Raw genomic sequence first — 25,071 nt, 5'->3', positions numbered from 1 at the left:
ACTCCACATCACGAGAGGTTCCAAGCTTATGTTCAAGCGGCTGCCTGGCGACGAGGCGCGCAACCTCGTCACCACCACGCCCGACACGGCCATCGTCTTCCGCCCGGCCGTCGTCCAGACTCCCGCCATCCTGACCCTGATCATCTTCGCCTGGCGCGTCCTCGCCGGATGCGTACGGCTGCTGTGGCGGCATCCCGTCGCCGTGCTCGTCACACTCACGCCCGTCGCGCTCATGCTGGCGTACGGCTGGCGCACCGCGCTGCTCCTCCTCGTCCCGGTGCCCACGGGGGTGCTCGCCTGGGCCTTCACCGACCGGTGCAGCTTCGTCCGCCTGCTCGGCCTGCGGCTGCTGGCCTGGTGGCGACTGGTCTGGATTTACCGACGGCACTGGCAAGGCGTCATGGTCGTCTCAAGGCTCGGCCGGCATCTGTGGGGCCGTGACTACCTTCCCCGGCTCGGCAAGGTCACCTGCACCGCGTGGGCGGACCTGGTCACCGTGCGCATGCTCAAAGGGCAGTCTGTCAAGGACTGGGCCGATCGTCTCGACCACCTCGCGCAGGGCTTCGGCGCGGCCTCCTGCCGCGTGGCAGTCACCCAGGGCGGGCGGCTCCTGCTCACCTTCCCGCGTACCGACCCGCTGGCCGTGCCGCTCAATGCTCTGCCACTGCCCGACGTCGCGACCGTGGGGCCGGTCGAGATCGGCAAGCAGGAGGACGGGCTGCCCTGGCTGCTCAAGGTGCACGGCACTCACGTCCTGGTCGCGGGCGCCACCGGGGCCGGCAAGGGCTCGATCATCTGGTCCACGATCCGCGGGCTCCTCCCGGCCGTGCGGGCGGGGCTGGTCGAGATCTGGGCGCTCGATCCCAAGCTCATGGAGCTGTCATACGGGCGCGCCCTGTTCGGTGAGCGGTACGCGGCCACTCCGGAGGAGTGCGCCGACCTGCTCGACCAGGCCGTCACCGTAATGCAGGAACGCGCCGCCCGGTTCGCCGGCGTTCTGCGCTCCCACACCCCCACCGTGGAGGACCCGTTCGTCCTGGTGGTCGTCGACGAAGTGGCGTTCCTGACCGCCTACCAGGCCGACCGCCAGCTCAAGCAGCGCATCTCGGCTGCGCTGGCCACGCTCACCACCCAGGGCCGAGCGGTCGGCATCGGCGTCATGGCTGCGCTCCAGGACCCGCGCAAGGAGGTCATGAACATCCGCAACCTCTTCCCCGACAAGATCGCCCTCCGCCTCGACGAGTCCGAGCAGGTGGACATGGTCCTCGGCGACGGCGCACGCGACCGTGGCGCCCTGGCCGACCACATCTCACCCGTCCCCGAACTCGGCGCCGGCATCGGCTACGTCCGGCTGGAGACCTCGCCCGACCCAGTCCGGGTCCGCGCCGCATACGTCTCCGACACCGACATTCGCGACATGGCCGCCACCTCCGCCGCCGGAAAGGACACTGCCTGATGAAGGTCTGCTTCCACGGCACGGCCGAAGAACTCGAACTCGTCTCCGGCCGTCCCCTCATGGTCCTGCTCACCTTCCGCGATCTGCCTCGGCTGCGTGTCTTCGCGCTGCTCCACCCCCGCACGCTCAAGCACCCGTACAACGGCTTGTTCCGGCTCTGCGCCGACATGGCCGAAGACGAGGGAGGTGTCCATGGCTGAACTGCCACGTGCCGTTCGGCAGGCCATGCCACTGGCCCGTGACGTGGCCGTGGAGGTCGCAAAGCAGTACGGCGTGTGCATCCGGCCCGTTCCGCTCAAGCGCCTGGACATCGACACCGGACGCTGGGAAGTCGTGGACGTCCCATGCGGCGCCACCCTCGACGCCAAGTGCCCGTCCTGTGCCAAGCGCAACCGGCAGCTCCGCATGGCACAGTGCCGCGAAGGCTGGCACCTCGACCAAGAGCCGGCCATCACTCCGGACGACCCGACCGACGAACAGCGGTGGCTGGTCGAGTTCCGCGCCGACCTCCAGGCCCGCCGCGACCAGGCCGACGCCCTCGGCGAAGACACCGCCGACTGGGACGCCGCCATCGAGGGCGTAGATGCCGAGATCAACCAGGCGGGCATGCGCGGCAACGTCTTCGGCCGGACGGTCTCCAAGCGCACGCGTTCGACGAGGCGACGGCAGGACGCCCCGAACCTTCCCAAGCGGAGGATGTCGCCGACCACACTCGGGCGGACCTTCACCAGCTCGGACGGCAAGGTCTATCGCCCCTCGCTCTTCGTCACCCTGACCCTCCCGTCCTACGGCAAGGTGCGCGATGGCGTCCCGGTCGATCCCGAGACCTACGACTACGCGCGAGCCGCTCGCGACGCGCTCCACTTCTCCAAGCTCGTGGACCGCTTCGTGCAGAACCTCCGCCGCGTCGCGGGCTACGACGTGCAGTACTTCGCCACCGTCGAACCACAGAAGCGGCTCGCCCCGCACCTGCACATGGCCATCCGCGGCACTCTCCCGCGCGCGGAGGTCAAGCAGATCGCGGCGGCCACCTACCACCAGGTGTGGTGGCCACCAGCCGACAAGGTCGTCTTCGACGGTGACCACCTCCCTGTCTGGAAGGACGGCACGGGCTACCTCGACCCGACCACCGGCGAGGTACTGTCCACCTGGGAGCAGGCCCTCGACCAGCTCGACGCCGACGAGGACGCCGAACCGCTGCATGTGCTCCGCTTCGGCGACCAGATGGACGTCAAGGGCGTACTCGCCGGCACCCCGGACGCCGACCAGTGCATTCGCTACCTGTCCAAGTATCTGACCAAGAGCCTCGGCGAAAGCCTCAACGCGGGCAATCAGGCTCAGCGCGAGCACGCGGCCCGCATGGTCGAGGCGCTGCACTACGAACCCTGCTCGCCGCGCTGTCCCAACTGGCTCCGGTACGGCGTCCAGCCCAAGGACGCCAAGCCGGGAATGGCTCCCGGCCGGTGCCGGAGCAAGGCTCACAAGCCTGACCACCTCGGCTACGCCGGGCGCCGCGTCCTGCTCTCCCGCAAGTGGAGCAACAAGACCCTCGCCGAACACAAGCAGGACCGCCGCACCTGGGTTCTGGAAGCCCTCGGCCAGCCCAACGAGCCGGCCGACCCGCACCGCTACATCTGGAAGCCCGTCCCGGCCGGCGACGCCAACGTGTCACCACTCGCCGTACGCCTCCTGCGATCGGTCGCCGAACGCCAACGCTGGCGAACCCACATGGCCCGACTCCAAGCTCAGGCAGACGGCCAAGATCCTTCGGTAACCGAGGCGGTGGCGGCATGAGGAGGCGAGACGAACTCCTCACCGTTGCCCAGGTCCTCGACGAACTCGGCGGCGTCTCCCGCCGCACCTTCTACCGCTGGCGTGAGATCGGCAAGGCCCCGCAGGGCATCCGCCTGCCCAACGGCGAACTGCGCATCTACCGAAGCGACCTGGAAGCCTGGCTCGAATCCCTCAGGAGCGCAGCATGAACACTTCCTACAAGGTCAAGTTCTGGGAGATTCGCCCCAACAAGTCGGCGGTGAAGTCTGGCAAGACGATCTCCTACACGGTCCGCTGGACGGTGGCCGGCCGCGAGAAGTCCAAGACCTACGAGAAGTCCGCACAGGCCAAGAACTGGCTCTCCGACCTCAGACAGGCGGCCAAGAACGGTGAGCCGTTCGACATCGAGACCGGCCTTCCCGTGTCCATGCTCAAAGCCAAGGAGGCACGCACGGTCTTCGACTTCGTCAGGGCCTACATCGACATGAAGTGGCCCCACGCGGCCTCCAAGAGCCGAGACAGCATGTCCGACGCTCTCGCCACGGTGCTTCCGGCTCTGACGAAGGACATGCCGGGCAGGCCCGACGCTCAGACGCTCCGTCGCGCCCTCCGCAAGTACGCCTTGCTCCCCGAGGACCGGCGCCCACCGGTGCCACTGGACATGACCAAGGCCCTCCGCTGGTTGGAGTCGGCCTCGCTCAGCGTGCAAGATCTGAACGAGACGAAGGTGCTCCGCCCCGCGCTCGACGCTCTGACGCTGTGCCTCGACGGCTCGAAGGCCGGCGCGAACACAATCAAGCGCAAGCGGGCCGTTCTGCATCACGTCCTGGAGTACGCGGTGGAACTGGAGGAACTGCCGTCCAACCCGCTCCACCGGGTGAAGTGGTCGCCTCCGAAGACGACCGAGACCGTCGACCCTCGCGTGGTCGTGAACCCCCGCCAGGCCCGAGAGCTCCTGACCGCGGTGACCTACGTCGGCAAACGCGGCAACGGACGACGGGGACGCGGGCAACGCCTCATGGCCATGTTCGCCTGCATGTACTTCGCTGCCCTGCGCCCGGCCGAAGCAATAAGCCTGCGCCGCGATGACTGCCACCTCCCCGCCAAGGGCTGGGGCCGCCTCACGCTCGATGTGTCCCGCCCCGAGGTCAACAGGCAGTGGACCGACACCGGGGACGCACACGAGGAACGCGGGCTCAAGCACCGCGGTGCGAACGACGTCCGAGTGGTCCCGATCCCGCCCGAGCTGGTCAAGATCCTTCGGCAGCACATCGCGGACTTCGGCGTCGGCGAGGACGGCCGGCTCTTTCGCAGCGAACGCGGCGGCGTCGTCGCCTCGACGGCCTACACCGAGGTCTGGCAGGAGGCTCGCACGCTGGCTCTCACTCCTGCCCAGGTCGCCTCTTCCCTGGCTCGGCGGCCCTACGACCTACGGCACGCGGCCGTCTCGCTCTGGCTCAACGGCGGCGTCCCAGCCCCCGAGGTGGCCAACCGCGCCGGACACGGCGTCGACGTCCTGCTCCGCGTCTACGCCAAGTGCGTCGACGGCCAGGAGGAGATCGTCAATCAGCGGATCGAAGACGCGCTCGTCGCCTGAGATGACCCCATCTGAGAAGAAGCACAGGGCTCCGGATCACCTCCGGGGCCCTTCTTCGTGGCCGCGTAGTAGCTGTGGCCGTTCCGGATCATGCACGTCTACCAGGGGAAACGCCCCATGATCCATTCCGGATATATTCCGGGACCAGCGACAAACGGCCGCTCAGGGCTGCCTACGGCTGCACAGTCCTAAAACGCAGAAGAGGCCCCGTAGGGCCTCTGAGCTGCTCTTACTGCTGGTGGCAGGTGCAAGGTTCGAACTTGCGTAGGCTGAGCCGACGGTTTTACAGACCGCTCCCTTTGGCCACTCGGGCAACCTGCCGTGTCATCCGCTCTCGTGGCGACAGACAGAAGAATAGCGGACTTCCGGGGTGCGCGTGACACCGGTTTGTCCTGGAGGGATCTTTCTCGGCCGCGGCGGGCCGGGGGCGGGCCGGTGCGCTGCGCGGGGACTCGATGCTGGCTAGGCTCGTTCGCTGGGTCCGTGTTCGGGGGATGCGCCGGGCGGTCGGCGAGACCTGGACGGGGGGCCGGATGACATGCGTTGGCAGCTGAGAGGATGTGCGTTTTGGCCGATTCATCTTTCGACATCGTCAGCAAGATCGACCGGCAGGAGGTCGACAACGCGCTGAACCAGACCGTCAAGGAGATCGGGCACCGGTTCGACTTCAAGGGCACGGGGGCGAGCATCGCCTGGTCCGGTCAGGACAATATCGAGATCAAGGCGAACAGCGAGGAGCGGGCTTCGGCCGCGCTGGACGTGTTCAAGGAGAAGGTGGTCAAGCGGGGCCTGTCCCTGAAGGTCCTCGACGCGGGCGAGCCCAAGCTGTCGGGCAAGGAGTACCGCATGCTGGTCTCCCTGAAGGAGGGCATCGACCAGGAGCACGCGAAGAAGATCTCCAAGCTGATCCGCGACGAGGGGCCGAAGGGTATCAAGGCGCAGATCCAGGGCGAGGAACTCCGGGTCAGCTCCAAGAAGAAGGACGACCTGCAGGAGGTCATCTCGCTGCTCAAGGGCAAGGATCTGGACATCGCGCTGCAGTTCGTGAACTACCGCTGACGGGTGCGACGAGCCGGTCGGCGCCCGCGCGAGGTTCGGCAGCGGTTCGGGAGGGTTTCGTGTCGCCCGTTCCGGCGCTCACGGAGCGTTACAGGGTACAGGGGACCTCGGGTTCGGTCGTCGGGTGCGCGTGCCCCGGCGGCCGCGCCCTCGTGCGGGACGGTGACGGCTGGTGCGGTGGGGTCAGGTGATGCCGAGTTCGCGGCGGGCCCTCGCGTAGCGGCGGCCGGGGGTGATGGAGGCGGCGGCCCACGGCAGGATCTCCGGTACGCGTCTGCCCGCGCCCGTCAGCAACGTCTGTGCACGGCTGTGGTGCCCGCTGTAGGAGAAGGCGGCTCCGAACAGGTGCATGGCCTCGGGGGCGAAGGGGTGCGGCAGGGAGCCGACCCGCCATTTGTCCGCCGCCTCGATCAGCTCGCCGGACACGTCCGGGCGCCGGAAGCGGGCCCGGAGGGTCTCTTCGTTGTCGTGGCCGGAGTAGTCGGCCTCCTGCCAGGCGATCTCGAAGTGGGCCAGGGGCAGGATGGCGGTGACCGGGTCGCCTGGCCGGGACGCTTCCACGGTGTCATGCGCGAAGGTCAGGAGTTCGTCATCCGATCCGTACCACTTCGCGCAGAGCGCCTGGGCGCGGCCGTGGTGCCCGGCGTAGAGCGCCGGGTCTCGGGTGTGGAGTTCTCTCCAGATGCGGTCCAGTGCCGGTCGGCCCGCTTGGCGGCCGACCGCGTGCCACTGGGGCTGGGCCCAGGGCACGGGATCCTCCGGCAGCGCCTCGGCCGCCCGGCGCAGCGGGGGTTCGGCCGCTTCCAGGGCCTCGTGGAAACGCGTGAATCGGTCGTCATCCACGTATCGCGCGAGAGAGGCGCCGCGGATGTCCCAGGCGTGCTTGACGCGGGCCGCGCCGAGCCAGAGCAGGGCGTCGGGGTCGTTCTCCGGTAACCGCGCCAGCGCGTCGGTGTGCGACCTGGCGGCGAGCGCGAGTTCCTGGACCCGAAGCGCTCGCAGTTCGTTGTCGCCTCGGGCGGCTCTGATGAGTTCGAGCCCCTGGTCGAGCCGCCCGGCCCGGACGCCGGGCAGCGCCGCGTCCAGCGAGGGGTCGTCCCATGCCTGGCCGATTCGCATGTGGGAGGCGTTCTCGAGGACGACGCCGGCCCGCACCACATTCACCAAGAGCATCGATGTTGCATAGCGCGAACCGCCGCGGCCACGCAAGGCGGACGTCCTCCGAGCCGGGAACGGGCCTGAGACCTGCCGCGGCGGACGCAGCGGGCGCGGCGGGCGCGGCGGGCGCGGCGGGCGTCGCATCACGGCAGGCGCGGCATCACGGCAGGCGCGGCATCGTGGCAGGCGCGGCATCGTGGCAGGTCACTGGGGGCGCAGGACGCGGGTGGCGCCGGCGATGAGGGCCGTGGCGAGGATCCAGCCGGCCACCACCAGCCCGTACGCCAGGCCCTGCGTCCACCCCGCCGGGTCGAACAACTCGCGTTGTCCGAAGGCCGGCAGCGGCAGCAGCAGGTCGAAGCTGTAGGCGAAGGCGTCGAAGACGGGGGCCTCGTCGGGTTTGAGGGGACGCGGGGGGTTCAGGGCGAAGGCGACGGTGCCGGTCAGCAGCAGCACGGCGAACCACACCCCGGCCAGCCAGGGCCGGTACCCGTACCCGACGGTGACGTCGAGGAGCCGGCCCCACACCCGCAGGCCACGGCCGTGGGTGCGGCGGCGGGCGCGGAGTTTGGCGAGCTGGGCGCGGCGGGCGAGCGCGTCGTTGCCGTCGCGCAGGTACCAGGCGGCGAGCTGCTCGTACGGCTGGGGCCGGAAGCCCTCCGGGTCGCGACCGGCCCAGTCGATGCGCCGGGCGACGCCGCTGCCGCGCAGCCGGTCGTAGGTGAGGCCGTTGAGGCGGAGTTTGTCGGGCCAGGTGCCGGGGTCGTCCTGCAGGGTGCCGATGCGGGAGTAGGCGAGGCTGACGACGCCGTCGATGGGTTCGGTGGGCTTGAGGTAGAACTCGCGAACCTCCATGTGGCTGGCGTGCAGCGCGTACGGGGTGTCGGGGCTGCGTAGGGTGCCGTTGAAGGAGAACGTGCCGTTGATCCGCGCGCCGCGCAGCCGGACGCAGCCCAGTGCCGTGAAGCCGCGGGTGCAGTGCACGGTGCCCTCGACCACCATGTCGTCACCGCTGAGCGCGCGCCCGCCGGGATTGCGCAGGGTGGCCCCTTCGAGGTTGAGGTCGCCGTTCACGCGGCTGCCGGCCAGGCGGACGCCGCCGGTGATGTCGGCGTTGCGCAGGGTCGCGCCGCTCTCCACCACCATGGAGCCGGCGGACAGGGCCCAGGCGTCGTCGGCGGTGATGCGGGTGCCGGCCAGCCACAGCCCGCTCTCGAACTGGGCGCGGGCGAGGCGGACGGTGCCGGTGACGGTGGAGCCCGACAGGCTGAGGTGGCCGGCGACGCGCATGCCGCCACCGCTGAGCCCGGGCAGCGTGCAGTCGGTCAGGCGTACGGAGCGGGTGGTGGTGCCGGTGAACAGGACGGGCTCGTCGAGGTGACAGCCCTTGAGGTCGAGGTCGTGGTCCACGGTGCCGCCGATGATGGCCAGGGAGCCGGTGATCCTGGCGCCGCGTAACCGGACGGCGGCGACGGAGCCGGGGGCGGCCTCGCGGGCGCCCAGCAGCAGGGATGTGATCACGCCGGCGCGGACGGTCCGCTCGGGGCCCCAGGTGTCACCGTCCTCGGGCGCGTTGTGGCCCGCGGGTGCGCCGGGCTCGCCGGAGACGGGCCCGGTGGGGACGGGCCCGCTGGACACGGGCCCGGTGGGGACAGGCCCGCTGGACACGGGGCCGGTGGGGGCGGGGCCGAGATCCACGGTCTCACCGGTGGGAAAGGCGTTCCAGAGCTTGCGCTCGGCCTCGCTGAGGCGTGGAGATCGGGCCATGAGGATGATTATGTCCGGAGGTGGCAGGCCGCCACGTGGCGCGGGTGAGCCACGGGCTCCAGGGCGGGGGGCCGCTCGGCGCAGCTCGCCACGGCCTTCCAGCAGCGGGGGTGGAAGGAGCAGCCGGCGGGCGGGTCCACGGGGCTCGGCGGCTCGCCGTCCAGGACGATCTCCTGGCGGGTGCCGCGCAGCGCCGGGTCGGGCACGGGCGCCGCCGACAGCAGTGCCTGGGTGTAGGGGTGGGCGGCGGAGCCGTACACGTCGGCCTCCGGCCCGGTCTCGACGACCTTGCCCAGGTACATGACCGCCACCCGGTCGGCGAGGTGCTGCACGACGCCCAGGTCGTGCGCGATGAAGACGTACGCCAGCCCGAACTCCTCGCGCAGCCGCTCCAGCAGGTTCACGATCTGGGCCTGGACCGACACGTCGAGCGCCGACACGGGCTCGTCGCACACCAGGACGCGGGGGCGCAGGGCGAGGGCGCGGGCGATGCCGACGCGCTGCCGCTGGCCGCCGGAGAGCTGGTGCGGGTAACGGTCGCCGTGGCCGGGGCTGAGGCCGACGACCTCCAGCAGGTCGCGGGCCAGCCGGTCGCGGTCGCGGCGCGGGGCGAGGTCGGGGTTGACGTCGTACGGCTCGCGGACGGCCTCGGCCACGGTCATGCGCGGGTCGAGTGAGGTGTACGGGTCCTGGAAGACGAGCTGGATGTGCCGTCTGGCCCGGCGCAGCTCGCGGCCGCGCAGGTCCAGCAGCGACCGGCCGAGCACGGTGACCTCGCCGGAGGTGGGCCGTTCGTGCGCGGTCAGCATCCTGGCCAGGGTGGACTTGCCGCAGCCGGACTCGCCGACGACGCCGAGCGTCTCACCCGCGCGCAGTTCCAGGCTGACACCGTCGACGGCCTTGAGCACCCCCACGGTCCTGCGGGGCACGCCCTGCCTGACGGGGAAGTGCTTGACCAGGTCACGCACCTCCAGCACGGTCTCGCTCACGCGGTCACCCGCTCCCATTCGTGGCAGGCGGCGAGCCGGCCGGCGGCGATCTGGAGGGCGGCCGGCGCCTGGTCGCAGGCGTCGGTGCCGTATCCGCAGCGGGGCCTGAACCGGCAGCCGGGGTCGGGGTCGGCCGGGTCGGGCGGCGCGCCGGGGATGACGGCGAGCCGCTGCCCGCGAAGCTGCGGCCGGGGGATGGCGCCGAGCAGCGCCTCGGTGTACGGGTGGGCGGGCCGGGCGTACAGCTCGGCCGCGCCGCCCTGCTCGACGACCCGCCCGGCGTACATGACGGCGACCCGGTCGGCGACGTCGGCGACGACGCCCATGTCGTGGGTGATGAGCACGAGGGCGGTGCCGTGCTCGCGCTGGATCTCGCCGAGCAGCCGGAGGATCTGCGCCTGGACGGTCACGTCGAGGGCGGTGGTCGGCTCGTCGGCGATGATGACCTGGGGGTTCAGCGCGATGGCCAGGCCGATGCCGACGCGCTGGCGCATGCCGCCGGAGAACTGGTGGGGGTAGTCGCGGGCCCGCCGTGCGGCGGCCGGGATGCGGACGAGGTCGAGCACCTCGACGGCCCGCCGGTGCGCCTCCTTGCGCGACAGTCCGAGGTGGGCGCGGAACAGCTCGGCGATCTGGTAGCCGACGCTGAGGACCGGGTTGAGCGCCGACAGGGCGTCCTGGAAGACCATGGCGATCGTGGTGGCGCGCAGCCGCCGCCTCGTCTCCTCGGGGAGGGTGAGCAGGTCGACGCCGCGCAGGCGGACGGACCCGGCCGTGACGGCGCCGGTGGGCGGCCGGATCAGGCCCATGACCGCGCGGGCGGTGACGCTCTTGCCGCTGCCGGACTCGCCGAGGACGGCGAGGGTGCGGCCGGGTTCGACGGCGTAGTCGACGCCGTGCACGATGCCGGTGCGGCCGAGGCGTACGTGCAGGCCGGAGACGGCGAGGGCCGGGGCGGCGGGGTCGTGGCCGGGAAGGGTCGCGAGGAGCGTCATCACATCACCTGCCGCAGCCGGGGGTCGAAGGCGTCGCGCAGCGCGTCGCCGAGGAGGACGAAGCTGAGCACGGTCACCGTCAGGAAGATCGACGGGAAGATCAGCAGGTGCGGGGAGGTCGTGAAGTACTGCTGGGCGGTGTTGAGCTGGACGCCCCACGAGATGGCCGGGGTCTGCAGGCCCACGCCGAGGAACGTCAGCGCCGACTCCGAGGCGATCACGCCGCCCACGTTGAGCCCGGTCAGCACGGCGACCGGGCCGAAGGAGTTGGGCAGCACGTGCCGCAGCAGGATGCGCGGGGTGCTCGCGCCCACGCCTCGGGCGGCGGCGATGTACTCGCTGCCGGCCGTGGCGAGGACGGAGCCGCGCATGACGCGGGCCAGCGCCGGCCAGCCGAACAGGATCAGCACGGCCGAGACGGTCACCTCGTTGTGCGTGCTCAGCGTCTGCAGGATGACGATCATGCCGACGAGTGCCGGGAAGCCGAAGAACACGTCCATGACCCGGCTGATCAGCATGTCCACCCAGCCCCTGAAGTAGCCGGCCAGCAGGCCCAGCACGACGGCGAGCAGCAGCATGCCGGCGGTGGTGAGCACGGCGATGAGCACCGAGGAACGCGCGCCGTACACGACGTGGGTGTAGAGGTCGCAGCCCTGGATGTCGAAGCCGAACGGGTGCCCGGGGGCGGGCGGCAGGCCGCTGCCTGCCAGGTCGCAGCGGCGCGGGTCGCCCCCGCCGAACCAGCCGGCGAACGCCTGCGGCACCGCCGCCATGGCGCACACGAGCAGCGCCATCACGGACGAGACGGCGAACGCCGGGCGGCGGCGCAGCTCCGGCCACAGGCCCGAGCGGCGGGCGGCCGGGCCGGGCTCAGTCGAGGTCGAGCCGGATACGAGGGTCGAGGATGCCATAGAGCAGATCCACCATGAGGTTCACCAGCAGGAAGACGAGGACGAGCAGGGTTCCGACGCCCACGACGACCGGCCCGTCGTGCTGCGGGATCGCCGTGAAGATCTGGTAGCCGAGGCCGGGCAGGTTGAAGATGCCCTCGATGAGGACGGTGCCGCTGAGCAGGTAGCCGAGGCTCACGCCGAGCAGCGACACGACGGGGATGAGGGAGTTGCGCAGCACGTGGCGGACCATGACGGCCCGCCTGGTCAGGCCCTTGGCGGTGGCGGTGCCGACGTGGTCGGCACCGAGGTTGTCGAGGACGCTGGTGCGGGTCAGCCGGGCCACCTGCGGCAGGCCGTACAGGGCGAGGACGAGTCCGGGCAGCACGTACGCGAGCGGCCAGCCGGCCTCGGTGCCGGAGACGGGCAGCCAGCCGAGGTTGACGCCGAGCACGATCTGCGCGACGTAGGCGACCACGAAGAACGGGACACCCATGATGACGGTGGTGCCGCCGAGCACGGCGGCGTCGGCGAGCTTGCCGCGCCGCATGCCGGCGAACGTGCCGAGCAGCACGCCGATGGCGGCCATGAACAGCCAGGCGGTCACGCCGAGCTGGAAGGTGACGGGCCAGCCGGCCGCGACCACCTCCGACACGGGCCGGCCGGTGAGGCTCATGCCCATGTCGCCGGTCAGCAGGCCCGCGAGGTAGAGGCCGTACTGGACGAGCAGCGGCTCGTCCAGGTTGTGCTGCTCGCGCAGGGCCTGCTCGACCGACGGCGTCAGCACCCGGTTGGGGCCGGCCAGCGCCTGGATCGGATCGCCGGGCAGGGCGTAGACCGCCAGGTAGATGATGAAGGTGGTGCCGAGCAGCACCGGCACCGCCATGAACAGCCTGCGGAGGGCGTACCTGCCCACGGGTGCCTCAGCCGACCTTGACGGAGGCGAGCACCACGCCGCCGAGGAACTCCGGCCGGACACCGCTGATCCTGGCCGTGTGGGCGAGCCCGCCGACCGGCTGGAACAGGGGTGTGAGCGGCAGCCCGTCGAGCGCGACCTTGGCGGCCTGCCGGGTCAGGCCGAGCGCCTCCTCCTGGGGCGCGCTCGCGGCCCTGTCGAGCAGCTTCACGAAGTCGGGGTCGTCGTAGCCGGTCACGTTGGTGGCGTTGCCCTTGGTGAAGAGCTGGTCGGTCAGCGCGTAAAGGTGGGGGTAGCCGGCGCCCATGTACAGCAGGACCGGGCCGTCGATCTTCTTGGCCCCGAGGTTGGGGTAGAGCTGGTCGACGGGCTGGGCCTGGGTGGTGACGGCGTCGATGCCGAGGTTGGCGCGCAGTTGGTTGCCGATCGCCTCCAGGAGCACGGTGTTGAGCGGGTCCTGGAACGTCCAGAGCTTGAGCGGGCCCTTCCAGCCGCCCGCCTCGGCGAGCAGCGCCTTGGCCTTGGCGGGGTCGTAGGTGCAGGCGGTGCAGTCGGCGGCGCCGCCGCCGGGGACGCCCGCACCGGCGAGGCCCTTGGCGGGCTGGCCGAAGCCGCGCAGCAGCGACTTGACGATCGTGTCGCGGTCCACGGCGTGGGAGAAGGCCTGCCGGACGCGGACGTCGGAGAAGCGTTCGTCCCACAGCGGGAAGCCGAGGTACATGACGGCGGGGAAGGGCACCTGGACGAGCCGGTCCTTGAACCGGGCGGCGGCGTCGGTGAGGTTGTTGCCGGTGACCAGGGTGACGTCGACGTTGCCGGCCTGCAGGTCGCGGTAGGCGGCGGCCTCGTCCTGGTAGGACTTGGCCTCGATCGTGGCGGCGTCGCCCTGCTGTCCCTGGTAGGCGTCGAACCTGCGCAGCGTGACCTTGGTGGTGCCGGCCGACAGGCCCTGGCCGTCGATCTGGTAAGGCCCGTTACCGATGGGCTTGCGGTCGAACGCGTCGAGGTCGGTGAAGGCCGCCTTCGGCATGGGCGAGAACGGCGTCTGGGCCAGCATGTACGGCAACAGCGAGAGCGGCTTGGTGAGCGTGACCCTGAGTGTGGCGGGGTCCACGACCTCGACGCCCGACAGCGTCTTCGCCGACGGCTCGCCCTTGGCCGGGTTGAGGTCGGTGTAGCCCTTGAAGCCGGTGAACAGGTAGTTGTTCGTCATGGCGTTGGGGCCGTAGGCGGTGGCGTTCCACGAGTCGGCGAACGACTGCGCGGTGACCTGCTCGCCGTTGTGGAACGTCCACCCCTGCTTGATCCTGATCGTCCAGGTGACGTTGTCGGCCGTCTCGATCGAGTCGGCCAGGGCGTTGACGGCCTTGCCCGACGAGGCGTCCACGGTGGTCAGCGGGGTGAACAGGGCGTAGTCGATGTTGCTGCCGACCGACTTGCCGGGCGTGAAGTGGGACAGGAAGTACGTGGTCACGCCGACGGCGAAGGACTTCTCCCCCGCCGGGGCGGCGGCCTTGCCGGCCCCGGCGGAACAGGCCGCCGTGGTGACGGCCAGTGCGGTCGCGACGACGGCCCCGGCCCAGCGCGGTCTTCTCACGGACATGTGCGTGGCACCTCCAAAGGATGCTCGACACGGAAGGGGGGTGGGGGTGGCAGCTGCCGGGAATCGCGCCGGGGTCGCCCGCGCTGGTTTTCGAGCGTGCCACAGCACGGGCAGGGGGTTCATTGTCGGGAAGGTTCAACCGGGCGCCATGCCTTTGTGTGGGCGGACAGCGGGTGCCTTCGGGATGAACCGGGTGTTTCAGAGCTGTTGCCGGTACGTCCACCGGCCGCCGAGGAGCGTGCCGAGCACCTCGGTGCCGCGCAGGTCGGCGGGGGCCCGCCCGGCCGGGTCGGTGGCGGTGACCACGAGGTCGGCGACGTCGCCCGGCCGGATGCCACGCCGGCCACGGGCGGCCGAGGCGAGCACGGCCGCCAGCGGGATCGCCTGCTCGGGATGCCAGGCGGGCCGGTCGTCGTCGGTCCTGGTGATGGCCGAGGCCATGCCGTCCCACGGGTCGAGCGGCGCCACCGGCGCGTCGGAGCCGATCTCCAGGACGGCGCCCGCGGCGAGCAGGTCGGCGTAGGCGAACGCGCGGTGCGTGCGGCCCGGCCAGTGCCGGTCGGCCACCTCGCGGTCGTCGGGGGCGTGCGCGGGCTGCACACCGGCGACCAGGCCGGGCCGGGCGAACCTCGCGAAGTCGGCGGCCCGGACGAGCTGGGCGTGCTCGATCCGGCCCGGGCAGCCGACCCGCTCGAACGCGTCCAGCGCGATGCTCGCGGCCAGGTCGCCGATGGCGTGCACGGCGGGATGGATGCCGTGCACGGCGGCCAGGCTCATCGTGTCGTACAGGTCGTCGGGCGGGGTCTCCAGCAGGCCGCGGCCGTCGGTGCCCGGGTACGGGTCGTCGCAGTAGGCGGTGCGGGTGTTGAGCGAGCCGTCCACGAACATCTTCACCGGCCCCACCTCCAGCAGCCCGCCGGAGCCCGCGACCGGCTCGCCGGTGCGCAGGCCGCGGCCGATGGCCAGCTCCAGGTGGTCCTTGGGGATCGAGCAGGCGACCCGCACGTCCACCCGCTGCTCGCGGACCCGGCGGCTCCAGTCGGCGACGTTGTCGGCGAACTCGAAGTCGATCAGGCCCACCACGCCGCGGGAGGCCGCCGCGGTGGTCGCCTCGGCGACCCAGCGGTCGAGCTCCCCCTGGGGCGGCGCGGGCAGCTCGGCCATCGCGGTGTAGCACGCGCGCTCGCGCAGCACGCCGGTGGGATGCTCGCCCATCCCGATGGCGGCCAGCGCGGCGGGGCTGAACCAGGCGGTGTGCAGGTCGTTGCTGACCATGACGATCGGCCGGCCGGGGGCCGCCGCGTGCAGCAGCTCCTTGTGCGGGACGTCCGGCCACAGAGCGTCGCGGAATCCGTAGCCGATGGTGAACCCGGTGTGCGAGGCGACCAGGTCGACGGCCTCGCGGGCCGAGCGGGCGGCGCTCAGATCCACCCGGCGCCGGGCCTGCGCCCACTGGACGGCGTGCACGTGCGCGTCCCACAGGCCGGGCAGCAGCGTGCCACCCTGCACGTCGACCGTCTCGCCGGCGGGCTCGTCGGCGGGCGGCCGTTCTTCGGTGACCGCGGCGACCCGGCCGTCGGCGATCAGGACATGGCGGAGCGGGCCTCCCGGGCCGATCCGCGCGTTGCGCAGCAGCAGTGAGGGCATGCGATGACGCTAGGCGGGCAGCGCCCGGCGGCTCATCGTCGAGAGCGGACATCCCGGCCCCCGCCGATTGTGGTCCGCTACAGCTCTCCCCGCAGGTGCAGCAGGCGCAGTTGCAGCCAGATCACCAGCCGCTCGGCGGGATCGGCCAGGTCCACGTCGAACAGCTCCTGCAGGCGGCGCACGCGGTAACGCAGCGTGTTCTCGTGCACCGACAGCTCCGCCGCCGCCTTGGCCGCCTCGCCGAAGGCGTCGAGGTAGGCCAGCAGGGTGACGCCGTGCGTGGTGGAGTGCGCCCGGTCGTGGTCGAGCATCCGCCGTACCGGCTCCAGGACCTGCTCGACGGCGTCGCCCCGCTCCACCAGGTCGAGCAGGGCGACGCGGGCGCGTACCCGCTCGTCGGAGACCAGCGCGACCGGCTCGCCTCCCGCGTCGGCGAGCACGCGGACGACCCGCTCGGCCAGCCGCCGCGAGGCCGCCGCCTCGCCGAGCCCGGCGACGACGGGGCCGACGCCCGCGTACAGGCTGAGCCGGGCGGACTTGCGCACGGCGGTGACGGCGTCGCCCGCCGCGCGGGCCAGCCGCGACGGCGGGGTGCCGGGCGGGACCGGCAGCAGGGCGTAGACGCGGCCCCAGCCGGTCGTGCAGACGGCCTGCGGATGCCAGGTCTCGCAGCAGAGGCCGACCAGGTCGAGCACGCCGGCCATCACCGTGTCCGGCTCCGGCGCCGGGTCGGCCGGCGCGAAGGCGGCGACGGCCACCCGCGAGCCGGGCGGCAGACCCAGCCGGGCGCCGGCCGCCGAGGCGGAGGTGGTGCCGTCGAGCAGGGCGCGCAACGTCTCCGAACGGTGCCGGCGCTCCTGGTCGGCCGGGTCGCGGGCGCGCAGCAGATGCAGGGCGGCCACCCGCCCCGCCTCGTCCAGCAGCCGCATCGCGCCGGGCACCACGGGCGGGGTGCCGTCGAGCACCCAGATGAACCCGAGGAGCTGGGCGCCCGCCCGGACCGCCGTGGCCAGGCGCGGCGTGTGGCCCGGCCCCAGGCTGTCGAACCGCACGGGACCGTCGGCGCGGAAGACGCGGCTGTACTCGGTGCGGTTGGTCGGCCGCTGCGGCGTCCTGCGGCCGAGGATGCCGGTCCGGCGGATCTCGTCGATCTCCTGGCCCGGGACGTTGGAGTAGGCGAGCACGTTGCCCTGCGGGTCCTCGATGCAGGTGGCCCCGCCGATGGTCGCGGCGACGGCGTTGGCGAAGGCGAACAGGTCTCCGGCGCCGGCCGAGGCGTAGGCCGTGGTGACGGCGCCGGGGCCGGAGATCGCGGCGGTCAGCAGCGCGTCGAGCTGCCGCCACGGGATCTGCTGGGGGGCGATGAGCAGCGCGATCCGTGCCTGCCCCGCCGCCTCGACGGCCGGGCCGAGGTCGGTCCCCCGGTCCTTGACGACCACCGCGTGGTACGACAGCGCGGCCGCCTGGCGTACCAGGTCGCGGGCGTCGGCGCCCGAGCCGACGGCGAGCAGCACGCAGCCGGGGCGCTCCTCCAGCGGGTCGTCGGGGTCGTGCACCACGGGCTCGCCCACGGTGAGCGACCCGTCGCCGGGCAGGTGCGCGGCCGACAGCACGTGGCTTCCCAACGTCTGGAGCACCTGGGCGAGCGGTGGCCGGTACGGCCGCGTCATCGAGGCGTCGGGCGGGCGCGGGGAAACCGACATATCTATGACCTCCGGGACGGAAGTCTCATTCAACCAGCCTGCTGCTTGACGGCCACCACAAGCCGCGGACGGTGAGGTTGGCAGCGGCGACGATGCCCCCGTCCCCGGCAGGGGGTGACACTGGGATGTGCTCGACGCGACCCTCATCTCAGAACTCGACACCGTCCCCGACTTCGACAGGTTCGCCACCGTGGACGAGGTGTACGCCACCCTCACCCGGCTGGCGGCCGACCATCCCGGCGTGGCGTCACTGCGCCGCATCGGCACCTCCCGGCTCGGCGACCCGCTGCTCTGCCTCACCGTGGGCGACGGGCCGCGCCACGCGATCGTCGCGGCCGGGCCGCACCCCAACGAGCCCATCGGCGGCCTGACCGTCTCCCACCTGGCCACCCGGCTGTGCGAGGACGCGGGGTTGCGCCGTGCCACCGGCCGCACCTGGCACGTCGTGGGCTGCCTCGATCCCGACGGCACCCGGCTGAACGAGGGCTGGTTCGCCGGGCCGTTCACCAAGACCCACTACGCCAGGCACTTCTACCGGCCGGCAGGCGACGAGCAGGTCGAGTGGACGTTCCCGTTCGCCTACAAGCGGGCCTACTTCGACCGGGTGCTGCCGGAGACGCTGGCGCTGATGCGGCTGATCGACGACACCAGGCCGGCGTTCATGACCACCCTGCACAACGGCGAGACGGGCGGCGTCTTCTACTACCTGAACCGGCCCGAGCCCGAGCTGCAGGCCGTGCTCAAGGCCCTGCCCGGCAGGTACGGCGTGCCGTTGCACGCGGGCGAGCCGGAGCACCCGTCCGTCCGGCAACTGGACCAGGCCGTCTACCTGGCGCCCCGGATGCAGGACGCCTACGACTACCTGGAGGCTCTCGGCCAGGACCCCACCGAGCACATCGGCGGCGCCGCCAGCGACTCCTACATCGCCAGGTACGGCACGCTCGGCCTGACCGCGGAGGTGCCCTACTGGACCACCGCCTCGGCGGGCGACACGTCGCCGGCCGACCGGCCCTACCGGGACCTGGTGCTCGGCCAGGCCGCCGACCTGCGGGCCACGTTCGAGGTGCTGGACGAGACGCTGACGGCCGTGGCGGGCGACCTGGTGACCGGGTCGCCGTTCCTGCGGGCCAGCCGGAGCTTCGTGCCGATGCTCGCCGGGATGGCGGCCACCGACTCCGGCCGCGCCGGCGCCCCGGAGAACGAGCGGCCGGCCACGGTGGCCGAGGTGTCCTCCAGCCGCGACCTGCTGCACAGCATGCGGCTGCGGTTCGGCGGGATGCTGCTGCGGGCGCTGGAGGGCGAATTGGCCGTCGGCAACGGCACGCCGGTGATCCGGGCGCGGGCGCGGGCGCTGGCGGAGACGTACGCCACGTGGTGCGCGGAGGCGGAGTCGGGCGCTCCGGAGGAGACGATCCCGATCCGCCACCTGGTGGCCATCCAGTACGGCGGCATCCTGGCGGGCGCCGCGCACGCGTGAGTCCCCGCGCGGGCGCGGGCCTCACCCACCCCGCATCGCGCGGGCGAGCGGCGGGTTCTCGGCGTCCAGGGCGCCGATCACCCGTTCCACGATCTCGGCCGGCTTGTCCTGGCTGAGCTTGGCCTTGCCCACCACCCGGGTGGGCACCAGCCTGAACCCGGTCACCGCGGGGGCGAGCCGGCGGGCGTACTCCTCGACCTCGCCCATCCGGAACGGCTCGGGCCGGCCGGCCTCGAAGTGGTCCACGGTGCCGGAGAGCACCTGCCAGGTCTCCTCCGGCCCGAGGAGCTCCGGCGTTCCGTGCAGGTGGACGGTGACGAAGTTCCAGGTCGGCACGTACGGGCCGGCCTCGTACCAGGTGGGCGAGACGTAGCCGTGCGGCCCCTGCACGACGATCACCACGGGCCGCTCGCCGAGGCCGTGCAGCTCGGCGTCCTCGCGGGCCAGGTGCCCGAGGACGGCGGCCCCGGGGTCGGCCGGGTCGGGGATGATCGGCAAATGCGAGACGACGGGGCCGCCGTCGCTCACGAGCAGGGCCCAGCCGTGGGCCGCGACGAGGGCGCGCAGCGCGGCCGGGTCGTCCAGCGCGTACATCGGTTGTTCGAGCATGGACGAGATGCAACCGCTGCCGGGCCCGCCGCGTCTAGTGGCACGCCATCAAGGTCGGCGGCCCGCTTTGCCCGTCCCGACAAAGCCGTCCTGACAAAGGCGTCCCGACAAACCCGTCGCGGCGCACTCAGCGGCGGTAGCCGGCCATCCGCTCCAGGCGCGCCACCCGCTCGGAGGTGGGCGGGTGCGTCGAGAACAGCCGGCCGAAGCCCGAGCCGCTGAACGGGTTGGCGATCATCATGTGGGAGGCGGAGGTGAGCCGGCTGTTCTCCGGGAGGGGCAGTTGCCGGGCACCCATCTCGATCTTGCGCAGGGCCGAGGCCAGCGCGAGGGGGTCGCCGGTCAGCCGGGCCCCCGACTCGTCGGCCTGGTACTCGCGGGCCCGGGAGATGGCCATCTGGATCACGCCGGCCGCGACCGGCCCGAGCACCATCATGAGCAGCGCGCCGAGGAAGCCGGGCCCCTCGTCGTCGTCGGAGCCGCCGAAGAACACCGCCACGTAGCTGAGCCAGGTGATCATCGTGGCGAGCGCGCCCGCCACGGAGGAGATGAGGATGTCGCGGTTGTAGACGTGCGACAGCTCGTGGCCGATCACGCCGCGCAACTCCCGCTCGTCGAGCAGCCTGGTCAGCCCGTAGGTGACGCAGACGGCGGCCTTGCGCGGACCGCGGCCGGTGGCGAACGCGTTGGGCTGTGCGGTCGGCGACACGTAGAGCCGGGGCATCGGCTGCCTGGCCTGCGTGGACAGCTCGCGCACGATCTTGTAGAGGACGGGGTGCTCGACCTCGCTCACCGGCCGCGCCCGCATGGCCGACAACGCGATCCGGTCGGAGAAGAAGTAGGCGGCGCCGTTGCCCAGCACGGCGAGCACCAGCGCGATCCGCAGGCCGGTGCCACCGCCCAGCCACGCGCCCGCCGCGAGGATCAACGCCGACATGCCGCCCAGCAGAACGGCGGTGCGCAGACCGTTGTGGTGCATGGTGCACCCCCTTTCGTGAAGCGGGGTCACCACGTCCAACGACTACTCCCCGGTCCATCGTTCCCCGGAGTGTGCGACCGCTGCCCCTGAGCGACGAACGCCGCAGGTCAGCGGGCCTCGGGGAGGTGGATGTGCACGGTGGTGCCGGAGCCCGGCCGTGAGGTGAGCGTGGCCCGGCCGCCCGCCCGCTCGACCGCGCCGCGGGCGGTGCACAGGCCCAGGCCGGTGCCGTGCTCCCTGGTGGTGAAGAACGGCTCGAAGGCGCGCTCGGCCACCTCGGCGGGCATGCCGTGTCCGGTGTCGGAGACGGTGAGCCGGACCTCGCCGTCGCCCCGTCCCGTCTCGACGGTCAGCCGGCCGCCGCCGGGCATCGCGGCCAGCGCGTTGACCAGCACGTTGATGAGGACCTGCTCCAGCCCGGCGCGGCCGATGGCGACGGCGGGCAGACCGGGAGCCAGCCGGGTGACGAGCTCGACACCGCCGGCCAGGGTGGGGCGCAGCAACTCGGCCGTCCCCTCGACGACCGCGTTCGGGTCGGCCGACCCCGGCGGGTCCGCGGCGGCCGGAGCCAGCAGCCGCCGGGCCAGGGCTCCGCCGCGCTCGGCAGCCTGCTGGATCCGTTCGACGCCGGCGCGGCCGGGGGTGTCCTCGGGCAGCGTGTCGAGGGCCAGCTCGGCGTTCCCCGCGATCACGCCGAGGAGATTGTTGACGTCGTGCGCGAGGCCGCCGGCCAGCCGGCCGAGGGACTCCAGCCGTTCGGCCTCGCGCAGCCGCCGTTCGAGGCGATCGCGTTCGCGCCGGACGTGCACCTGGGCGGTGACGTCGCGCAGGATGCCCTCGACGGCGAGCAGCCGGCCGCCGTCGTCGCGGATGCCCGTCACCCGCTGGACGGTCCACACCGTCGTGCCGTCCGGCCCGAGCCAGCGCACCAGGAGCGGCTCGCCGCCGGGCGAGCGCCACGACCGTTCGAGCCGGTCGCGGTCGGCGGGGTGGACCAGGCCGAGCAGGTTGCCGGGGTCGCCGAGCAGTTCCTCCGGCGGGTGGCCGAGGATCGCGGCCGTGGCGGGGCTCACGTACTCCACCCACGCCCGGGGGGACATGCGGCAGCGGAAGATGACGTCGGGAGCGTTCGCGGCGTACAGCCGTAGCCGCTGCTCGCTCTCCCGCAGCGCGGCCTGCGCCTGCTCGCGCTGGTGCCTGCACTCCGCCTCGTGCAGCTCCCGCCGCACGACGGGGGCGAGCCGGGAAAGCCGGTCCTTGCGGACGAAGTCCCGGGCACCGGCCCGCATGAGCGCCGCCGCGCGCTCGTCGCCGATCTGCCCGGAGACCAGGATGAACGGGACGTCGAGCGCGGCCTCGTGGAGCAGCCGGACCACGTCGTGCGCGGTGAGGGCCGGCATCCGGTAGTCGGAGAAGACGATGTCCGGCGGGCGGCGCCGCAACGCCGCGGCCGCCGCCTCGGCGTCCTCCACCCGCTCGTGGGTCGCCTCCACCCCGTCGCGCAGCAGGCGGGCGACGATCCGCAGCGCGTCGTCGTCGTCCGCCTCGCACAGCAGGATGTGAATCGGGACGATCATGGCCGTCAGCCTCCGAACCGGTAGCCGACGCCGTGCACCGTGCGCACCCAGCGACCGGAGCGGGCGTCGTCGCCCAGTTTGCGCCGCAGGTTGGCGACGTGGACGTCGATGACATGGTCGTTGCCGGGCCAGTCGGTGTGCCAGACCATCCGGGTCAGCGTCTCGCGCGTCCACACCCGCCTCGGGTTGGAGGCGAGCAGCAGGAGCAGGTCGAACTCGATCCGGGTGAGCGGCACCGGCCGGCCCGCCAGACGCACCTCATGGCTCTCCTCGTCCACGACGAGGTCGCCGGACGTGAGGATGCGCGGCCGGTCGCCGCTCCCCCGCAGGTCGCCGCGGCGGGGCCGCCGGAACATCGCCGCGACCCGGGCTCGGAGCTCACGGGGTGAGAACGGCTTGGTCATGTAGTCGTCGGCCCCCACCTCCAGGCCGACGAGACGGTCGGCCTCCTCCGTGCGACCCGACAGCATGATCACGTACGCGCTGGTCATGCCGCGCAGCCGCCGGCACACCTCGATCCCGTCCATGTCCGGCAGCATGAGGTCGAGCGTCACCAGGTCGGGGTGTCTCTCGGCGATCAGGTCGAGCCCCTCGGCGCCGGTGGCCGCCTCCGTGACGTCGAACCCCGCCATCCGCAGGACCTCGCACAGCAGCCGGCGCACCTCGCCGGTGTCCTCGATGACCAGCGCCCCCGGCCGATCCACCACGCCATCACCTCTAGTCAGCGACCGATCACCAGCGGTGGCGTGGTCGCGCGACCCGTGACCCTGGCGATCCCCTCCCCGTTCCAGGCGTCACCTACCGCCGCACGGTGCCGCGAAACCGCTCGGCGGCCGGTGCGACGCCCAGATCCGTGAAGTCCGTCGTCGCGTCCTCGTTGTAGAGGCCGGCGCGGCCCCGGTGGTAGGGCCGCTCCTGGTCGCGGAAGCGGACCAGCCGGCGGCCGTCCACGTCCGCCGTCATCGTGTCGCCCACCTGGCGGATCTCGATCGTGTGCCACGTGCCGACCTCGAAGGGCTCCTCGCCCGTGGCGAGGTAGCGCTGGTTGCCCGGATATCCGGGGGTGACCTTGCCGAGCTCCCAGCCGTTCGGCTTGGGGACGAGGTAGTAGAAGTGGTTGTCGTCGGTGTAGTGCCACACGACCCAGGCGACCTCCCACGGGTTCGGCGTGGGACGCCGCAGCTGATGCACGGTCCTGGCCCGGACGCGGAGCCGGACGTCCGCGTAATCGCCGGTGCTCAGGGCCAGCGCCGCGTGCGTCTCGGCCGGGGCGCGTGCCGGTCTCGGCGACAGCCGCCACACCCACCGGCCGCCGTCCTGGTACGTGCACGCTCTGCCGTACCCGTCGTACTCGAGGAACAGCCCCGCCCTGACCGTGCCCTCCGCCCAGGGGGCGCACCGGGCGGGCCGGTCCGGCGCGGCCGGAAGGGCGATCAGCGCGACGGCGGCCAGCGCCCGGGGCAGGAACGCGGTCATGCCGGTCCCGGCGACGGGTCGGCGAGCCGTTCGGTCTTCAGCCAGGCCCGCCGGCCGCGCATCGCGCGCCACAGCCCCCGCCAGGCCGCGACGAGCCACACCAGGTTGAAGACGATGAACAGGTGTCCGTAGCCGAGCCCGCGCAGCCGGCCCATGTCACCGCTGACGCGCGCGTAGAGCGGCCCGAGCAGGAAGGCCGCGCCGAACGTCAGCACGTACCACGACACGATCGGCACCGGCTGGAAGAGCTGCGCGCGGGCCGTGGCCGAGAAGGTCACCCCCACCAGCGACGCGGCCAGGGAAAGCGTCATGAACGAGCCCACGAAGATCAGCAACGGGCTGAGGAGGACGTTCAGCAGGTCGACCGCGACCCGGCCGGACGCCCGGCCGGTCACCGACGGCACGAGCCGCAGCGCCTGCAGGTGCCCCTGGAACCAGCGTGAGCGCTGCCGCACCAGGGCGCGCAGGCCGACGAGCCCCTGCTGGCGCACGGTCGCGTCGGGCACGCAGGCGGTGCGCCAGCCGGCCAGCACCATCCGCACACCCAGGTCGAGGTCCTCGGTCAGGCTCCGCGACCACGGGTGGTCACCGAGGTCCAGCAGCGCCTTGAGCCGCATGACCTGGCCGTTCCCGCCGAGCCCCGCCGACCCGATACGGCTGCGGGTGCGCTGGAACATCCGCGTGTAGACGACGAACTCCATGTCCTGCATCCGCGTGAGGAGGCTCTGCTTCCGGTTGCCGATGCGCACCCCCATCTGGACGCCGCCGACCCGGGGATCCGCGAAGTACGGCAGCACCGCCTCCAGGCTGCCCGGGTCGAGCCGCCCGTCGGCGTCCATGAGGCAGACCAGGACGCGGTCGGCGGTGCGGCGCGCGCCGGGCAGGTCGGCCAGCAGGTGGCGCAGGGCGTGGTTGAGCGCCTGCCCCTTGCCCTGCCGGGCGTCCGGCGGCTCGCGCCTGAGCAGGCGGACGCGCGGGTCGGCGAGCCGCCGGACCACCTCGGCCGTGCCGTCGTCGGAGCCGTCGTCGACGACCACGACCAGCCCCTCGGGCAGGTGACGCAGCGTGGCGGCGATGACCCGCGCCTCGTTCAGGCAGGGCACCACGTGGACGACGGTGAAGCCGTCGCCGCTGCCACCGGGGTGGTCCGCGGCGCCCGCCGACTCCAGGTACATCCCCAGCGTGTAGGTGAAGACCAGCAGCACGGCCGACACCGCACACCCGATCAGGACGGTGGTCATCGGCTCCTCCAGTGGACGGCGAGCACCAGCGCGACGACGGTGACGACGTACAGCACCCACAGCAGGCCCGCGACGGCCAGCGCGAGCCGGGCCACGCCGAATGCCAGGCCGCCGGCGTCCACGGCCTGCGTGACGAATGAGGTGGTGGCCGGAGTCATG

General features: G+C 72.3%; 23 protein-coding genes and 1 tRNA gene. 7 read left to right on the top strand and 17 right to left on the bottom strand.

Annotated elements, in window-relative coordinates; genetic code table 11:
• Positions 1-28 precede the first annotated feature (28 nt).
• Genes FHU36_RS16325 through FHU36_RS16305 form a run of 5 tightly spaced genes read left to right on the top strand, consistent with a single transcriptional unit; the run spans position 29 to position 4,826 of the window.
• Positions 29-1,456 (top strand): FtsK/SpoIIIE domain-containing protein, encoded by a 1,428-nt coding sequence (locus tag FHU36_RS16325; RefSeq protein ID WP_185084504.1) that lies wholly within the window; start codon positions 29-31, stop codon positions 1,454-1,456.
• A complete protein-coding gene (locus FHU36_RS16320; protein ID WP_185084503.1) occupies positions 1,456-1,656 on the top strand; it encodes a hypothetical protein in 201 nt (66 codons plus the stop codon). Before FHU36_RS16325 ends, FHU36_RS16320 begins: the two co-directional genes overlap by 1 nt.
• Positions 1,649-3,250: a replication initiator gene (locus FHU36_RS16315; RefSeq protein ID WP_246502061.1), complete on the top strand. Its 1,602-nt coding sequence runs from the start codon at positions 1,649-1,651 to the stop codon at positions 3,248-3,250. Before FHU36_RS16320 ends, FHU36_RS16315 begins: the two co-directional genes overlap by 8 nt.
• Positions 3,247-3,438 (top strand): helix-turn-helix transcriptional regulator, encoded by a 192-nt coding sequence (locus tag FHU36_RS16310; RefSeq protein WP_185084502.1) that lies wholly within the window; start codon positions 3,247-3,249, stop codon positions 3,436-3,438. Before FHU36_RS16315 ends, FHU36_RS16310 begins: the two co-directional genes overlap by 4 nt.
• Positions 3,435-4,826, top strand: a complete 1,392-nt coding sequence (locus FHU36_RS16305; RefSeq protein WP_185084501.1) for a tyrosine-type recombinase/integrase — start codon at positions 3,435-3,437, stop codon at positions 4,824-4,826. Before FHU36_RS16310 ends, FHU36_RS16305 begins: the two co-directional genes overlap by 4 nt.
• 236 nt (positions 4,827-5,062) lie before the next feature.
• Here FHU36_RS16305 and FHU36_RS16300 read toward each other — a convergent pair.
• Positions 5,063-5,147: transfer RNA gene (locus FHU36_RS16300), tRNA-Tyr, on the bottom strand.
• Positions 5,148-5,393: 246 nt separating this feature from the next.
• Here FHU36_RS16300 and FHU36_RS16295 point away from each other — a divergent pair.
• Positions 5,394-5,885 carry a YajQ family cyclic di-GMP-binding protein gene (locus FHU36_RS16295; protein ID WP_185084500.1) on the top strand — a complete coding sequence of 164 codons (492 nt, stop codon included), beginning with the start codon at positions 5,394-5,396 and terminating at the stop codon, positions 5,883-5,885.
• Positions 5,886-6,068: 183 nt separating this feature from the next.
• On the opposite strand, the gene FHU36_RS16290 is transcribed toward FHU36_RS16295, so the two are convergent.
• The 9 genes from FHU36_RS16290 to FHU36_RS16250 form a co-directional block, all read right to left on the bottom strand.
• Positions 6,069-7,058, bottom strand: a complete 990-nt coding sequence (locus FHU36_RS16290; protein ID WP_185084499.1) for a hypothetical protein — start codon at positions 7,056-7,058, stop codon at positions 6,069-6,071.
• A gap of 189 nt (positions 7,059-7,247) precedes the next feature.
• A complete protein-coding gene (locus tag FHU36_RS16285; RefSeq protein WP_185084498.1) occupies positions 7,248-8,810 on the bottom strand; it encodes a hypothetical protein in 1,563 nt (520 codons plus the stop codon).
• Positions 8,811-8,818: 8 nt separating this feature from the next.
• Positions 8,819-9,799, bottom strand: coding sequence for an ABC transporter ATP-binding protein (locus FHU36_RS16280; RefSeq protein ID WP_185084497.1), 981 nt, complete (start codon positions 9,797-9,799; stop codon positions 8,819-8,821).
• Positions 9,796-10,794, bottom strand: coding sequence for an ABC transporter ATP-binding protein (locus tag FHU36_RS16275; RefSeq protein WP_185084496.1), 999 nt, complete (start codon positions 10,792-10,794; stop codon positions 9,796-9,798). The genes FHU36_RS16280 and FHU36_RS16275 overlap by 4 nt, the downstream gene beginning before the upstream one ends.
• The gene (locus FHU36_RS16270; protein ID WP_185084495.1) at positions 10,794-11,705 is read right to left on the bottom strand and encodes an ABC transporter permease; all 912 of its coding nucleotides are present in this window, start codon (positions 11,703-11,705) and stop codon (positions 10,794-10,796) included. Before FHU36_RS16270 ends, FHU36_RS16275 begins: the two co-directional genes overlap by 1 nt.
• Positions 11,665-12,600: an ABC transporter permease gene (locus tag FHU36_RS46335; RefSeq protein WP_312891618.1), complete on the bottom strand. Its 936-nt coding sequence runs from the start codon at positions 12,598-12,600 to the stop codon at positions 11,665-11,667. The genes FHU36_RS16270 and FHU36_RS46335 overlap by 41 nt, the downstream gene beginning before the upstream one ends.
• A gap of 7 nt (positions 12,601-12,607) precedes the next feature.
• The gene (locus FHU36_RS16260; RefSeq protein WP_185084494.1) at positions 12,608-14,203 is read right to left on the bottom strand and encodes a peptide ABC transporter substrate-binding protein; all 1,596 of its coding nucleotides are present in this window, start codon (positions 14,201-14,203) and stop codon (positions 12,608-12,610) included.
• Between the two features lie 198 nt (positions 14,204-14,401).
• The gene (locus FHU36_RS16255) at positions 14,402-15,850 is read right to left on the bottom strand and encodes an amidohydrolase (protein ID WP_185084493.1); all 1,449 of its coding nucleotides are present in this window, start codon (positions 15,848-15,850) and stop codon (positions 14,402-14,404) included.
• Positions 15,851-15,927: 77 nt separating this feature from the next.
• Positions 15,928-17,553 carry a PucR family transcriptional regulator gene (locus FHU36_RS16250; RefSeq protein WP_185084492.1) on the bottom strand — a complete coding sequence of 542 codons (1,626 nt, stop codon included), beginning with the start codon at positions 17,551-17,553 and terminating at the stop codon, positions 15,928-15,930.
• 127 nt (positions 17,554-17,680) lie between these two features.
• Between FHU36_RS16250 and FHU36_RS16245 the strand changes: the two genes are divergently transcribed.
• Positions 17,681-19,030: a M14 family zinc carboxypeptidase gene (locus FHU36_RS16245; RefSeq protein WP_185084491.1), complete on the top strand. Its 1,350-nt coding sequence runs from the start codon at positions 17,681-17,683 to the stop codon at positions 19,028-19,030.
• A gap of 21 nt (positions 19,031-19,051) precedes the next feature.
• On the opposite strand, the gene FHU36_RS16240 is transcribed toward FHU36_RS16245, so the two are convergent.
• The 7 genes from FHU36_RS16240 to FHU36_RS16210 form a co-directional block, all read right to left on the bottom strand.
• Positions 19,052-19,639 (bottom strand): FMN-binding negative transcriptional regulator, encoded by a 588-nt coding sequence (locus tag FHU36_RS16240; RefSeq protein WP_185084490.1) that lies wholly within the window; start codon positions 19,637-19,639, stop codon positions 19,052-19,054.
• A gap of 127 nt (positions 19,640-19,766) precedes the next feature.
• Entirely contained in the window at positions 19,767-20,618 is an 852-nt protein-coding gene (gene htpX, locus FHU36_RS16235) for a zinc metalloprotease HtpX (RefSeq protein ID WP_185084489.1), read from the bottom strand.
• Between the two features lie 107 nt (positions 20,619-20,725).
• Positions 20,726-22,195 carry a hybrid sensor histidine kinase/response regulator gene (locus tag FHU36_RS16230; RefSeq protein ID WP_185084488.1) on the bottom strand — a complete coding sequence of 490 codons (1,470 nt, stop codon included), beginning with the start codon at positions 22,193-22,195 and terminating at the stop codon, positions 20,726-20,728.
• Positions 22,196-22,200: 5 nt separating this feature from the next.
• Entirely contained in the window at positions 22,201-22,902 is a 702-nt protein-coding gene (locus tag FHU36_RS16225; RefSeq protein ID WP_221495910.1) for a response regulator transcription factor, read from the bottom strand.
• 91 nt (positions 22,903-22,993) lie between these two features.
• Entirely contained in the window at positions 22,994-23,671 is a 678-nt protein-coding gene (locus FHU36_RS16220) for a calcium-binding protein (RefSeq protein ID WP_185084487.1), read from the bottom strand.
• The gene (locus FHU36_RS16215; protein WP_185084486.1) at positions 23,668-24,912 is read right to left on the bottom strand and encodes a glycosyltransferase family 2 protein; all 1,245 of its coding nucleotides are present in this window, start codon (positions 24,910-24,912) and stop codon (positions 23,668-23,670) included. The genes FHU36_RS16220 and FHU36_RS16215 overlap by 4 nt, the downstream gene beginning before the upstream one ends.
• Entirely contained in the window at positions 24,909-25,070 is a 162-nt protein-coding gene (locus tag FHU36_RS16210; protein WP_185084485.1) for a hypothetical protein, read from the bottom strand. The genes FHU36_RS16215 and FHU36_RS16210 overlap by 4 nt, the downstream gene beginning before the upstream one ends.
• Between the last annotated feature and the right edge of the window lies 1 nt (position 25,071).

The organism is Nonomuraea muscovyensis (assembly GCF_014207745.1).
GTDB classification, from domain to species: domain Bacteria; phylum Actinomycetota; class Actinomycetes; order Streptosporangiales; family Streptosporangiaceae; genus Nonomuraea; species Nonomuraea muscovyensis.
The sequence above is the reverse complement of the archived record's forward strand: the minus strand, read 5'-3'. Positions and strand labels throughout refer to the sequence as shown.